Consider the following 14,731-nt stretch of genomic DNA (forward strand, 5'->3'; position numbering starts at 1 on the left):
TGACCCTGAGAGGCATCAGGGTCAGTTACACAAAAGTGAAGTTTTGTTTATTGCTCAAGCCAAGCAGGTAATGCTGCCATCACTTGATCAAACTTCTCGTTAAGTGGCGCGCCACCTTGTGCTAAGTCAGGTTTACCACCACCTTTACCACCCAGCTCTTGAGCCAAGTGTTTGATGATGTCACCTGCTTTTAGAGTTGCAGCATATTGTTTAGCGACAGAGGCGATTAAACTCACTTTATCGCCATCAACACCAGCTAAAATAATGACTGCATCTTCCAATTTTGATTTTACGCTGTCATGTAGATTGCGTAATGATTTGGCATCCAAACCTTGTACAGCTGTAATTAACGTTTGACGACCAGCAATTTTTTTCACTTGATCCAGTAAGTCAGCAGCTTGGAAGCTTGCTAATTTCTGATTCAATTGTTCGATTTGCTTTTGTAGACTAGAAGCTGTTTCAACAATCGCTTCAACTTTCTCAACAGTTTGATCTTTCTGTGCTTTTAACAAGCCATTGATCGTCTGGATATCTGTTTCAGTTTTTTGAACCACTTCAAGTGCTTTTGTGCCAGTCACTGCTTCAATACGACGAACGCCTGCAGCTACGCCACCTTCAGAAGTGATTTTGAATAAGCCAATATCACCTGTGCGTTTAACGTGAATACCGCCACATAGTTCGATCGAGAAGTTTTTCTCTTCAATGACTGAACCCATCGACAATACACGAACTTCTTCACCATACTTTTCACCGAACAGCATCATTGCGCCTTTGGCTTTTGCTGTGTCGATATCAAGTAGTTCAGTGGTTACCGCAGTATTTGCAATTACTTCGGCATTGACTAAACGTTCAATCTGTTGCAATTGTTCAAATGAAACAGGCTGGTCATTGGCAAAGTCAAAACGTAAAACGTCACTTGCAACCAAAGAACCTTTTTGTTGAACATGCTCACCAAGAATCTGGCGTAAAGCTGCATGTAAAAGGTGAGTCGCTGAGTGGTTACGCGCTGTTGCAGCACGGATGTCTGCTTTAACAGTCGCTTCAACATTTTGAGCTGCTTTGAGGCTACCCATGGTCACGATACCTTGATGGACAAAAGCACCACCAGATTTTTTAGTATCTTGTACTTCGAAGATACCAGTATCGTTTTTGAAGATACCTGTGTCACCAATCTGACCACCGCTTTCTGCATAGAAAGGGGTTTGGTTTAGAACGATAAGTGCTTCGTCACCTTCGTTGATTTCATCAACCTGAACGCCATCTTTGTAAATCGCAACAATTTGACCTTGGCCTTGGGTTGCATCGTAGCCATCAAACTGAGTTTCGCCTTCAACTTTTACAATGCTGTTATAGTCAACTGCGAATTTACCTGCATCACGTGCGCGTTGACGTTGTGCAGCCATTTCAACTTCGAAGCCAGCTTCATCAATGGTAAGGTCACGCTCACGTGCGATATCAGCGGTTAAATCTGTTGGGAAACCATAAGTATCATAAAGTTTAAATACAGTTTCACCAGGAATTACATTGCCTTTCAGTTGAGCCAACTCACCTTCAAGTAATTTCAGGCCTTGCTCAAGTGTTTTCGCAAATTGCTCTTCTTCTTTAAGTAGTTGCGCTTCGATGCGTGCTTGCTGTGCGGCAAGCTCTGGATAAGCATCGCCCATCACTTCGATCAGTGGTTGCAACATCTTGTAGAAGAATGAACCAGTCGCACCGAGTTTGTTGCCATGGCGTACTGCGCGACGAATGATGCGACGCAACACATAACCACGACCTTCATTTGAAGGGTTAACACCGTCAGCAATCAGGAATGAGCATGAACGTGCATGGTCTGCAATCACTTTTAAAGAAGCAGGGTATTCAACTGGTTTATTTTGAGCTTTCGCTTCAGCTTCAATTGCAGTGGTATCTAAACCAATGATTTCAGCCGCTGCTTTTAATAAGTGTTGGAACAAATCAATTTCATAGTTTGAATTAACGTGTTGCAATACCGCAGAAATACGCTCCAAGCCCATACCTGTATCTACAGATGGTGCTGGAAGAGGGTGCATGACACCATCTGCAGTACGGTTGAACTGCATGAAAACGTTGTTCCAGATTTCGATGAAACGGTCACCATCTTCTTCAGGTGAACCTGGTAAGCCACCCCAGATATGATCGCCATGGTCATAGAAGATTTCAGAACAAGGACCACATGGGCCTGTATCACCCATTGCCCAGAAGTTGTCTGATGCGTACTGTCCGCCTTTATTGTCACCAATACGGATAATACGATCTGCGTCTAGACCGATTTCTTTATTCCAGATATCAAACGCTTCATCATCCGTGTGATAAACCGTGACATATAAACGATCTTTCGGTAAACCTAACCATTGCTCACTGGTCAAGAATTCCCACGCAAATTTAAGCGCGTTTTGTTTGAAATAATCACCGAAAGAGAAGTTACCTAACATTTCAAAGAAGGTATGGTGACGTGCGGTATAACCTACGTTGTCGAGGTCATTGTGTTTACCGCCAGCGCGGACACACTTTTGTGATGAAACTGCACGGACATAATCGCGCTTTTCTAGACCTAAGAAACAATCTTTAAACTGGTTCATACCAGCATTGGTAAACAGCAAAGTTGGGTCGTTGGCGGGAACGAGAGAACTCGAAGCGACACGTGTATGCCCTTGCGATTCGAAATAACGCAAAAATGCTTCACGGATTTCAGCTGATGTCATAAAGCGAGTACTCACAACCAAGACACTCCATAATTTTGAATTTGGCTATATGCAATAAGGTACGTTGTTTTTAACGTTTTACAATCGAACCCATTGCGTGGCATAGATTTTAAAAGTGCTAAATTATAACGGAAAATACCCGCCTCACCAACGATTTTACAAGCAATATCATATAAAACTGTGTTTAAGCTAAAAATCTATATTCAATAGGGCAACTGATGTTTTACCATATAGCACAGAAAAGATGATGTTTTTATGAATAAGGACGCTACATGCAACGTATCGCTATCAATGGATTTGGTCGAATTGGTCGGAATGTATTACGTGCATGGTTTGAAAGTCCTAAACAGTTTCAATTTGAAATCGTTGCAATTAATGATGTGGCTGATGTCCAGACGCTGGTGCATTTATTTAAGTACGATACCACGCATGGTCGCTTTGCTGGGCAAGTTGAAATTCTGATTGAAAATGAATGTATTTTTCTGAACATTCAGTCCAATCAACGCCAATTAAAACTACAAGTTCTGAAACAAGAGAAACCCGAATTATTGCCTTGGGCGGATTTAAATATTGATGTAGTACTGGAATGTACAGGTCTATTCCGTTCACGTGCCGATGCAACCCGTCATGTCGAAGCGGGTGCGAAGCGAGTCATTATTGGTGCTGCGCCTTTTGACTCAGTTGATGCTGCAATTGTCTATGGTGTGAACCATAATGAAGTCAAAGCAAGCGATCAGATTATTTCCAGCGTGTCGTGTACCACCCAAGCTTTAGTTCCGCTGGTTAAAATCATTGATGATGCCTTTGGTATTGATACTGCATTAATGACAGAAATCCATGCAGTCACAGCCGATCAATCAGTATTAGATCATGCGCATCGGGATTTACGTCGTGCGCGTGCCTCGGGTCAAAATATTATTCCGACGACCTCAAGTGCCTTAGGTGCGTTAAAACAGGTCATGCCAAAAATGGAAGACCGCATTGATGGTTATTCAATTCGTGTACCGACCATTAATGTAGCCGCAATTGATTTAACTTTTGTTTCGCACTCGCCAATTACCGTGCATAAAGTCAACGAAGTCCTCACTAAAGCGGCTCAGTTTGATTATGCACAGATTATGCAAGTAACAGATGAGGATTTGGTTTCGAGTGACTTTAATCATTCACCTTATTCTTTAATTGTTGATTTAACGCAGACGATGGTGGTGGGGCACCAAGCGAAAGTTTTTGCGTGGTATGATAATGAGTGGGGTTATGCAAATCGTTTACTGGATTTGTGTGAATCATTTTGTGATGAATAACATTTAAGAACAGATAATAAATAATTCGGAGCAACGGATGACATTTATATTGATTTGGGGTTTTCTGCTGCTTTTATTAGGGGCAGTGATATTTTTATTCTGGTTTCAGTTTAAAAATACCGAAGTTCAACAACCTGCTGATATTCAGATCGTACAACTTGAGGAAAAAGTAGTGCATTTGGAGTTACATCTCAAAAAGAGTCTGGAAATCATGCAGGATCTTGCCAAAAAAATGCATGTACAACAGGAAGTACTTGATCGAACGGTGGCAAATATTGCGGCATTAGAAAAGCAGAATGTTGAATTGGTGAATGTATTAGAAATAATGGTTAAAGGTAGTAACAAGAGCCATTAAAATACATTTTGTATTATATGGTTGATTTATATAATATGATTTTCATAACAAATAATATGAAGTGATTTTATGAAGTGGAATTTTAAAAAGAAGGGTATTTGTATTATCGCAACGAGTCTGGTGTTATCGGCTTGTGGTGGTGGGGGCTCAGGTCATAGTGACGAATCTAAAGTTGAAGAAAAACCAACTCAGGAAGATGTGCTTTACCAAGTTTATTATCAGGCACCAAGAGTTTCTGACCATATTATTGAAGACTATTTTGAGATAACAAACTATTCTATTAAGAATAATCAGATTAATTTCAATAAGTCACATAATGAGCCTTTAGACCAGAAGATATTGACTGAAACAAAAGTGATAGAAAAAGGTACGCCACAATCGAATGTCGTTAAACGGCTATCTTCTACCCAATGGCTTTATGAACGGACACCTGAACTTAAGCAGAATTTAAACTTTGAATGGGTAAAATTAGAAGGTCAAAATATTTTTGATCGCATAATGCCGGGTTATAGAGAACATTTTGATTTAACAGCGAAACCTGATCGACTTGACCAGAATTTAATTAAATTTTATTCGACCTATAAAAACGCTGTATTTCCTAAAGGTAGCTATTGTTATCGTTTAAAAGAGACCCAGTGGAATCAAGCTTATCTTGAGTCAGATTTTTCATTTTCTTATTTTTCATCTTTTAATGAGCAGAAGCGACAAATTGTCGATCTATATAATGGTCTAGGTGAAGATAAAAAATATTTTAAACTTTTAGATACCCAATGGCATGGCTATAACGTCATTGCATTAGAAAATTTAGAGACGGTTGAAACATACAGTAGATTAGGGAATAGCCAAAATCAAAGTACAAATAGCCAATTCATTTCAGGCCAGTTATGGGATGCTGATAAGCATTTAGCCTATGAGAAAAGTCATCCTTATCAAGGTGGAGATTCTCCAATTGATTTATGGATGAAGCAAAATCAACGTTTAAATAATGCCAAATTAGAGAACGGCTGTTTTGCATTCAATACTCAGGCTGTTGATGCAATCAAAAAATTGAATTTGATCAACTGGAAACAGGGTGATAGTTCAGATGTTGGGCAGTTCTTTGGAACAAGAACATGGACTTACACAATCAATGAGTAACTTCAATCTATTGAATCTATTCGTTAATTTTATATGCAAGTCTATATAAACAGAGCATAAAACTATGAAGTTTTATGCAAATTCGAAGGTGCATCACATAAATCTTCGTGCTACACTACGCTGAATCGGGCATTCACCCGATTTTTTTATGTGGTTGCTTTTTGTGTGGATGCCTCCACATTGAACAGATTTTAGGTTTGGAACATGACCATTTCAGAGACATGGTTGCTCCCTGACGGGGTAGCAGATGTATTGCCCGAACAAGCGCAAGTTGTTGAAACGTTGCGTCGAGAAGCGTTAGATTTCCTCGCAGTTCGAGGTTATCAATTGGTGTATACGCCATTTATTGAATACATTGAATCGTTGTCTTTACTTTCAGAATCTAATCAAGATTTAGATTTAGTTACTTTCAAAGTAATTGACCAACTGTCTGGCCGTTTACTCGGCGTTCGTGCGGATATGACACCGCAAGTTGCACGTATCGATGCCCATGTACGCCCGGTTGAAGGTGTGGCACGTTATTGCTATGCAGGTTCAGTCTTGCATACTAAACCACAGAATTTTAATGCAACACGTGCACCTTTACAGTTAGGTGCAGAGTTGTATGGTCATGACAGCATCGAAGCTGATGTTGAAATGGTCAATGTGATGCTGGCTTTAATTCAGCATACACATACGCTTGAAGGTGCGCATTTAGATCTGGGCCATGTCGGTTTATTCCGTAGTCTGGTGAAACATGCCGGTCTGAATAAAAATACCGAAAGTGAACTTTCTGATTTATATCAGCGTAAGGCATTACCTGAGCTTGAAGAATTTACCCAAGATTTAGCGATGGGTACGGACTTTTATGCATTAGGTCGCTATGCAAGTGATCTGGATGCATTACAAGCACATTTAAGCCAAGAAATTTTAAATGATGTTGATTTCAAGATTGCATTTGATGCATTGAAAACAACATTAGCGCAAATCCAATCAAGCTGGCCAAATCTGAATGTGGGTGTGGACGTGGTTGAACTACGTAGTTACCACTATCATACGGGCTTGATGTATGCCATTTATGCACCAAATCGTGCTGCGCCACTGGCTCAAGGTGGACGTTATGATGGTATTGGTGAGCACTTTGGTCGCGCGCGTCCAGCAACAGGTTTCAGTTGTGACTTATATGCTTTAGGTGCAACACAGTTTGTCGAAATTGAAACTGTCGTCGCGCCAAAAGGTAATCAACAAGATTTATTGAATGCAATCGTAGATGCGCGTAGCCAAGGTTTACGTGTGGTGCAATTGTTAGGTAATGATGATTTAAGCTCAGTGCCATATGCGACCCATCAGATGGTGTCTCAAAGTGGCCAGTGGGTAATTGAAAAGATTTAATTGCCAAGTTTTTGAGACTTGGTTTCCAATTTTAACAGCATGATGTAATGAGGCTATTATGGGCAAAAATGTTGTGGTACTTGGTACCCAATGGGGCGACGAAGGAAAAGGTAAAATCGTCGACCTGCTCACAGATCAAGCGGCTGCGGTAGTACGCTATCAAGGCGGACACAACGCAGGCCATACTCTTGTGGTAGGTGGTAAGAAGACTGTATTGCACCTCATTCCATCAGGTATTTTACGTGAAAACGTATTGTGCTTAATTGGTAATGGTGTTGTTCTTTCTCCTGAAGCCCTAATTAAAGAAATGGCGATTCTGGAAGAAGAAGGCGTACCTGTTAAAGAGCGTTTACGTATTTCTCCAAACTGTCCATTAATTTTGCCAAACCACATCGCGCTTGACCAAGCACGTGAGAAAAAACGTGGTAACGCAAAAATCGGTACGACAGGTCGTGGTATTGGCCCAGCTTACGAAGATAAAGTTGCACGTCGCGCTGTACGCGTAGCTGACTTGATCCGTGGCGGTGCATTGCTTGAAGAAAAACTCAAGGAAATGCTTGAGCTTCATAACTTTCAGCTTTCTCAATTCTATGGCGTTGAAGAAGTTAAGTTTGAAGATGTACTTGCGCTTTGTAACCAATGGCGTGAAGTGCTTGAACCATTAGTGATTGACGTGACTAAAGTGTTACATGATTACCGTAAAGAAGGTAAGGCAATCATGTTTGAAGGGGCACAAGGTTCATTACTTGACATCGATCATGGCACATATCCATACGTAACCAGCTCGAATACCACTGCTGGTGGCGTAAGCTCTGGTTCAGGTATGGGCCCACTTCATTTAGACTATGTATTGGGTATTACCAAAGCATATACAACACGTGTTGGTGCTGGTCCATTCCCAACTGAATTGCACTATGATGCTGCAACCGATACAGGTGATGCAATTGGTCGCCATTTAGGTACTGTAGGTCATGAATTTGGTGCGTCTACTGGCCGTCAACGTCGTTGTGGTTGGTTCGATGCCGAAATTCTACGTCGTTCAGTTGAAGTAAACTCATTGTCTGGTATTTGCTTGACTAAACTTGATGTATTAGATGGTTTAGAAGAAGTGAAAATCTGTGTGGGTTATGAAGATGTAGATTCAGGTTGTGCAGGTTCTTCTGATGCGATTTCATTCGAAAGCTTGAAGCCGATCTATGAAACAATGCCAGGTTGGAGCGAATCTACTGTAGGTTTGACTCAAATCGATCAACTTCCTGCAAATGCATTGGCTTATGTACGTCGCATCGAAACTTTAATTGGTTGCCCAATTGATATCGTTTCAACAGGTCCTGACCGTGCAGAAACAATCGTATTACGTCATCCATTTTCAGCATAAGCTGAGTTGGTGACAAAAAAGCTCTCATGAATTTGAGAGCTTTTTTTATGGAAAAATTTCAGAAGAATAAGAGCTACTATGACTTTAAAACTAATTGCAGAAGACTTTATTCAACCCGAACACACTGATGCAGTTTTACCGCTGTATCAAGAGCTTGTTGAAAAAACCAGAATGGAAGCAGGATGTATCGCTTACGACCTTTATCATAATCATAAGCAGAAAGGGCATTTTGTCTTTATTGAAGAATGGGGCGATCGGGCAGCACTGGATTTACATGTACAGTCTGAGCATTTTCAGCGCTTGGTGCCTCAAATTGATCAATATCAAACACAAGCTGGACGTTTTACGCATCTACATCGTTTTGAGACCTTGTTTGAGCATCAAGATGATCAGTAATATCGCTTTGATCTAGAAAATTGTGATAGCAAAAAATCAGCTTTGGATTCCAGACTTTGTTATTTCACAGCCTCAAAAATCCTCGTTATATTAGCTTTACGTTCAAACAAAGAGGGTTTTAACTATGACGAAAAAGAGAATCCGCTACAATGGCTATGAATTGGCGTGCCGATGTTGTTTTGCATCACAGCGCTAAAAAAAGGTGCAAACCAATTTTGATCAAGGCGGGGAGAGAGGTTGGTTTGGCATTTAAAACAAGAATAATAATATTGAGTGATTAATAATAAAACCTATAAAAAGTCTAAGAGAACCGAAAGGTTCTCTTTTTTAATTATAATCCTGTTGAGCCATTAAGATAAAGATCGCCGAAAAAAATGCCATTTATTTTCGTATTATGGAAAGTTACCTCATAGTTTAGAGGGTTATAAGTTCCATTCTGGCATTTAAGTGTGAAAACTCCACAATAAAGTGGATAAATAATTAAGTTAGGAAACGTAAGATTCACATATTGAACTTGATTGTTTTGAATACCTATACTTAATTCATCAAGTTGAAAAGCTGCTTGATTATGATTGGTAAATGAAAGTTGTTTATATTGAGTTGATAAAGATGATATTTGGTCCTGTTCTGATGGAAGAAATGAAACATTCAGAGTACGTGATTGACTCTCTGGCAACTGAACTTTAGTCGGTGCTTCTGTAAGCCTTCCTTCAACAGAGCCCACAAGCATAATGGTATTGATTGGAGCATCTACCCAAGATTGTTTGGTTAATAATAGATTATTAAAATCAAGCTTGGCTTGGCCTGTTTTCATATTGACTGAATTGACAATATTAGCGCATGGATTATTATTTTTTGAGCATTGAAATTCTTTTTTTACAGTTATGCTTTGACCACTTTTTTCAAACTCTGTTAATTTGACTGAATTTGGTGTGGCATTAATTAATGTATCATAATCCGCTTCTAAGCGGTAAAGCGTATTTGCATTCATATCAAAATCAAACTCTAATCGATAGCTTGTTTTGAACTGATCATTTTCTTTATTGAAGATTTGAGTGTAACGATAGACTGGGGTATCTACATTGGTCGATTGGGTCGAAGGTAAGGTTTTCTCTAGAAATTTCAAATCTGTCTTAACTTCACTCATAACCTTTGGTGGAATATAACTGCTATTGGAATTAGAAGAGTCACCACCACATGCAGATAATAAGGTAAGACTTGAAATCATCCCAACAGAAAGGAATACTTTTTTATGGCTGTGCATTTTGATTCTACCGATAGCATTATTATTACCGTGGCTAATTATATTTAGCCAATTTCGGTAAAATTCTATCATGCAAAATGTTGGATATATATCGCTATTTATGACTCTTCAATTTCTTTCACTGCGTTATAAACAGGAGCAGGTTCGATATTCAGAATCTTTTTACCAAAACTTCTGAGCCACCAGACCAGTTGTGACGTAAAGGGAACGGTTGCAGAAACTTCAACAATATTCTCTTCAAATGGTTGAATGACTTGATCCTTGCTGAGCTGACTTTCATAAAAACTTCGTGCTGTACTCTCGCTCATAGTCAGTTTTAACTGAATCTGTTCAGTTGGCTTGTTATAGTCCACACGGAAACCGAGAGCGCCTGATTCAATATAATTATCAATATCAAAATTCACAGGATGTAATGCGCGATTATCTAGTACGGTCGCAGATTTAAAGCGGTGCAAGGCAAAGGTCTGAACTTCGGTTTTATCGTTACGGGTACAGATCAAGTAAATCACTGCACCTTTTTGTACCAATGCCAATGGGTTCAGGATATAGGTTTTATCTTCACCTTGATGAGTTCTGGCGCGGTAAATACATTCAATCTGTTTATCTTGTAATAAACCTTCATAAATCGCTTGCTGAGCATGCTTGTCGACCACTGGCGGGATGAGTGGCTGGGTCGCAGGTACGATTCGGACACGGTTAATCCATTGTCTCACGTTGTTTTGGGTAGAAAGACTACGCTTGGCAAGATCAAACCAAGGGGTCATTTCTTCTAATAAGCTGGGTGGAAGCAAGTGACGTAAATGTTCTTCAACCATCATGAACGTTACCGCTTGCGAACTGGTCATGTGTGGCAAGCTTTGAATAGGTGCGTCAGAACGCCAGCGCCAGCCTTGAGGGACGGTTTTATTACTTTCAATAGGGAAACGCTGCGCAATCTGATTTAAATCGCGCTGAATCGTTCTCAAGCTAATATCAATGCCTTCACGTTCTAAAATTTCTTGTAATTCTCGGGTACCCATCCATTTCCCAGTAGAAAGGCGGGATAAAATTTGCCACTGGCGATAAAGGCTATTCGAAGTTTCTTTTTCTTGTACGGATGACATAAGCGTAATACGTAATTCAATGGTCTAAAGCACACACAATAAAAAAACTATACCTAATTAGCAAGTCCATCCTATCCAGATTACGTATTTACGACTGAAATGAGCACGCTTTTGCTTAAATATTTTAAATAAGAGTAAAAAATGTTCATTTAAAAGGTGTCTACGGTTCAGGTTTTGACTTGTCAAATGTAGAGAGAAAAAGATGACGTATTGTTGTGCTTTAAGATTAGAACAGGGTCTGGTACTGATTAGTGATACCCGTACTAATGCTGGGGTCGATCATATTTCTGTGTTTCGGAAATTGCACACCTTTGGGGTCGAAGGCGAGCGCTTTATAGCCTTGCAAACCTCAGGTAATTTAGCGACAACCCAAGCGGTGATTGGACATTTGCAAAATGCACTGGTGTTACGACAGGAACCTAATCTGAATACAGTCAATACCATGTTTGAGGTGGCCGAACTGATTGGTAAAACCTTACGCAAGGTACTTGGAGATATCACTGCAGATCCACATGAACAGATAAATTACTCTTGCAGTATCTTAGTGGCAGGCCAAATTCAGGGCGATAAAATGCAGCTGTATAATGTCTATCCGCAGGGTAATTTTATTTGCGCAACCACGGATACGCCATATTTTCAGATTGGTGAAAGTAAATACGGAAAACCGATTCTGGATCGCGCTTTGTATTACAAAATGCCTTTAGATGATGCTTTGCGTTGTGCGCTTATTTCCTTTGATTCGACGTTACGTTCAAATGTATCTGTGGGTCTACCATTGGATGCGCTGGTTTATCATAAAGATAGCTTCAAGATTCCCACAGGCAAGCGGATTAGTGAAAATGATCCTTACTTTACCCAGATCAGTAAGCAATGGTCGGAGACATTACGTCGTGGCTTGCAAGAACTACCCAAGCCGACAGCAGATTATGATCTTTAAATGAGCGCGAATAAAAAAATCCAGACATTGGTCTGGATTTTTTGTGCACTTAAATGACTCTACGTCGTGGTCGATTGCTTAAACGACACAATAATTCATAGCCAATGGTTCCGTTTGCAGTTGCAACATCATCCACAAGGCGATTTGGTCCCCAAAGCTCCACTTTAGTGCCAAGTTCAGCTTTTATGTTAGTGATATCAATCGCCATCATATCCATGCTGACACGTCCCACGACAGGAACGAGCTGTTGGTCAATCACAACAAAATTCTGTTGGGTATAGGCACGTGGATAGCCATCTCCATAACCAATCGAAACAATGGCAATTTTTGAAGGGCAGGTTGCTGCATAGGTTGAACCATAGCCCACACATTCACCTTGCTGGATTTCATTCAAAGCAATGATTTCTGCACTAAAGGTCATTACAGCCTTGAGATCGAGATCATGTATATTTTTATCTGCAAATGGAGAGGCACCGTATAGCATGATGCCAGGACGGACAAAATCAAAATGCAGTTCAGGATATTTATAAATTGCCGCTGAATTGCAGCATGAGGCTAAAATAGGTGCACATGCTTGTTTTACGTGTAAGAATTGTTCTATTTGCTGTTCATTGAGCGGGTGATCTACATCGGCATTGGCAAAGTGCATAGCGAGCACACAGGTAAAACCTTCTGCTTTTAAACGCTGAATAACATCGATAATTTCAGTCACTTTAAAGCCTAAACGGTTCATTCCGCTATTCAGCTTTACCCAGACTTTTAAACCCAATGCATTGTAGGCTTGTTTATGCTGGATCAGCCATTCAACTTGCTGGGTATGGTGAACGATACATTCAAGCTTTTGCTCAATGACATGGGTCATTTCATCTTCAGAGAAAATACCTTCAATCAGCGTGATCGGTTGGGTATATCCCAGTTGCCTGATCTCTAGCGCTTCTTCTAAACAGGCGACACCAAAGGCGTCTGTGGCGTCCAAGGCGGCTAAACAATCTTTAACTCCATGTCCGTAAGCATTGGCTTTGACCATACTGACAATTTTTGAATGGGGAGCAAGTTGTTTAACGCGGTTAAAATTATATTGTAGTGCATCACTATCAATATAAACTGTTGCTTGGCGCACCCTGATTTCTCCTTTGGGACGACTTGGAAAGTAGATAAAGCAATTAAATCGGGTAGGAATTATTCCTCATCATCATACTGAGCATAGAACTCAGGTGAGAGGTTACTAAAACGGGTGTATTGACCTTCAAAGGCAAGGCGGACGCTACCAATTGGGCCGTTACGCTGTTTACCGATGATGATTTCAGCAGTACCTGCTTCTTTGGATTCCTTGTTATAGACTTCATCACGATAAATAAACATGATTAAGTCGGCATCCTGCTCGATCGCACCCGATTCACGTAAGTCGGACATCACTGGACGCTTATTTGGTCGGTTCTCCAAACTACGGTTAAGCTGTGATAGTGCGATAACAGGACATTGCATTTCTTTGGCAAGCGCTTTCAAGCTTCGGGAAATTTCCGAGATCTCACCCACACGGTTATCACCCATACCTGGCACTTTCATCAACTGCAAGTAATCGACCATGATACAGCCGATTTTGCCATCATGCATTTTGGCCACACGACGCGCACGGGCACGAAGTTCGGTTGGCGGCAGGGCAGATGAGTCATCGATATAGAGATGCATTTCTTGTAATTGCAGGATTGTGCCCGTTACTTTGGTCCATTCATCCGCATCCAGATTACCCGAACGCAAATGTCCTTGATGGACTTTACCCATTGCTGAGATCAAACGCATAGCAATTGAGTCGGCTGGCATCTCCATTGAGAATACGAGGGCTGGTAAGCGGTTATATTGCAGTACACTTTCAACAAGGTTCATCGCGAATGTGGTTTTACCCATCGATGGACGTGCCGCAACAATAATCAAGTCACCTGGTTGCATCCCTGAAGTTTTATTATCTAGCTCTAGGAATCCCGTGGTTAAACCGGTAATGTTGCCATCAAGTTTAGAAAGTTCATCTAGTTTGGTGATAACGTCAGCAGTTACAGAGCTGATTGATTTTGGCCCAGAATCTTTTTTATTGTTGTTGTGCTGTTCCGCTAAAGAGAAAATACTGGTTTCTGCTAAATCTAGAATTTCGCTGACTGGACGACCTTTGGTGTCATAGGCATTTTGTAAAATATCACTGCTGATCTTGATCATGTTACGCAGAGTTGAAAACTCCTTGATTTTATTTGCATAAATTTCAAGGTTGTAGAAACTTGATGGAGAGTCTGCCATCAATTGCATCAGATATTCTTCACCACCAATGGCATCAAGCAAGTTTTGTTTGAGCAACCAGTCATTCACCAAAACCGCATCGTAAGGTGAGTTTTCTTGTGCGAGTTTTTCAATGGCACGATAGATATATTTGTGACGCGTTGCATAGAAATCATTTTCTTTCAGTAAGTCACTGACTTGTTCAAATGATTCAGCCACCGTCATCAAAGCGGCTAAAACAGCCTGCTCAATTGCAAGATTGTGAGGTGGAGTGCGGAATTCTTTTAGTTGACCTGAGTCACTCACTTTACTCTCTGTGTTTGGAGAATTTTTTGTAAAATTGGCATTCGCCTGTGACATAACAAGACCTAATAAAAAAGATGAAACACGACCGAGTGACTATCTTAATCCAAATGAAGCTGATCTGGACAATTTAATTCAGGGAAAATTGTGTAAGTGATGCAATAGCATAATAGATAGTCATTTCTGCTATTACATCCA

12 protein-coding genes are annotated in these 14,731 nt (G+C 40.5%); 7 read left to right on the forward strand and 5 right to left on the reverse strand.

The window, feature by feature from the left end:
* Nucleotides 1-47: 47 nt before the first annotated feature.
* Nucleotides 48-2,738 (reverse strand): alanine--tRNA ligase, encoded by a 2,691-nt coding sequence (gene alaS / locus EC846_RS10595; RefSeq protein ID WP_171410015.1) that lies wholly within the window; start codon nucleotides 2,736-2,738, stop codon nucleotides 48-50.
* A gap of 257 nt (nucleotides 2,739-2,995) precedes the next feature.
* Here alaS and EC846_RS10600 point away from each other — a divergent pair, with 257 nt between their 5' ends.
* The 6 genes from EC846_RS10600 (at nucleotide 2,996) to EC846_RS10625 (ending at nucleotide 8,661) form a co-directional block, all read left to right on the forward strand.
* On the forward strand, nucleotides 2,996-4,024 hold the full coding sequence (locus EC846_RS10600; RefSeq protein WP_047432484.1) for a type I glyceraldehyde-3-phosphate dehydrogenase: 1,029 nt from the start codon (nucleotides 2,996-2,998) through the stop codon (nucleotides 4,022-4,024).
* A gap of 37 nt (nucleotides 4,025-4,061) precedes the next feature.
* Complete coding sequence (locus EC846_RS10605; protein ID WP_123775143.1) at nucleotides 4,062-4,379, forward strand: hypothetical protein; 318 nt, start codon at nucleotides 4,062-4,064, stop codon at nucleotides 4,377-4,379.
* 69 nt (nucleotides 4,380-4,448) lie between these two features.
* Complete coding sequence (locus tag EC846_RS10610; protein WP_123775144.1) at nucleotides 4,449-5,516, forward strand: hypothetical protein; 1,068 nt, start codon at nucleotides 4,449-4,451, stop codon at nucleotides 5,514-5,516.
* Between the two features lie 204 nt (nucleotides 5,517-5,720).
* Nucleotides 5,721-6,887: an ATP phosphoribosyltransferase regulatory subunit gene (locus tag EC846_RS10615; protein ID WP_123775145.1), complete on the forward strand. Its 1,167-nt coding sequence runs from the start codon at nucleotides 5,721-5,723 to the stop codon at nucleotides 6,885-6,887.
* Nucleotides 6,888-6,945: 58 nt separating this feature from the next.
* The gene (locus EC846_RS10620) at nucleotides 6,946-8,265 is read left to right on the forward strand and encodes an adenylosuccinate synthase (protein WP_004771572.1); all 1,320 of its coding nucleotides are present in this window, start codon (nucleotides 6,946-6,948) and stop codon (nucleotides 8,263-8,265) included.
* Nucleotides 8,266-8,343: 78 nt separating this feature from the next.
* Entirely contained in the window at nucleotides 8,344-8,661 is a 318-nt protein-coding gene (locus tag EC846_RS10625; RefSeq protein ID WP_123775146.1) for a putative quinol monooxygenase, read from the forward strand.
* A 331-nt stretch (nucleotides 8,662-8,992) separates the two neighbouring features.
* Here EC846_RS10625 and EC846_RS10630 read toward each other — a convergent pair whose 3' ends face one another.
* Together EC846_RS10630 and EC846_RS18400 are read right to left on the reverse strand one after the other, a co-directional pair.
* Complete coding sequence (locus tag EC846_RS10630; RefSeq protein WP_123775147.1) at nucleotides 8,993-9,925, reverse strand: hypothetical protein; 933 nt, start codon at nucleotides 9,923-9,925, stop codon at nucleotides 8,993-8,995.
* Nucleotides 9,926-10,023: 98 nt separating this feature from the next.
* Nucleotides 10,024-11,028, reverse strand: a complete 1,005-nt coding sequence (locus EC846_RS18400; protein WP_123775148.1) for a helix-turn-helix transcriptional regulator — start codon at nucleotides 11,026-11,028, stop codon at nucleotides 10,024-10,026.
* 202 nt (nucleotides 11,029-11,230) lie between these two features.
* Between EC846_RS18400 and EC846_RS10640 the strand changes: the two genes are divergently transcribed.
* Nucleotides 11,231-11,965 (forward strand): proteasome-type protease, encoded by a 735-nt coding sequence (locus tag EC846_RS10640; RefSeq protein ID WP_047432498.1) that lies wholly within the window; start codon nucleotides 11,231-11,233, stop codon nucleotides 11,963-11,965.
* A 49-nt stretch (nucleotides 11,966-12,014) separates the two neighbouring features.
* Here the strand turns inward: EC846_RS10640 and alr are convergent, their stop codons facing one another.
* Both alr and dnaB read right to left on the reverse strand, forming a co-directional pair.
* A complete protein-coding gene (alr, locus tag EC846_RS10645; protein ID WP_123775149.1) occupies nucleotides 12,015-13,085 on the reverse strand; it encodes an alanine racemase in 1,071 nt (356 codons plus the stop codon).
* Nucleotides 13,086-13,144: 59 nt separating this feature from the next.
* A complete protein-coding gene (dnaB, locus tag EC846_RS10650; RefSeq protein ID WP_004771579.1) occupies nucleotides 13,145-14,590 on the reverse strand; it encodes a replicative DNA helicase in 1,446 nt (481 codons plus the stop codon).
* Between the last annotated feature and the right edge of the window lie 141 nt (nucleotides 14,591-14,731).

The organism is Acinetobacter sp. BIGb0102, from assembly GCF_003815055.1.
Taxonomy (GTDB): domain Bacteria; phylum Pseudomonadota; class Gammaproteobacteria; order Pseudomonadales; family Moraxellaceae; genus Acinetobacter; species Acinetobacter vivianii.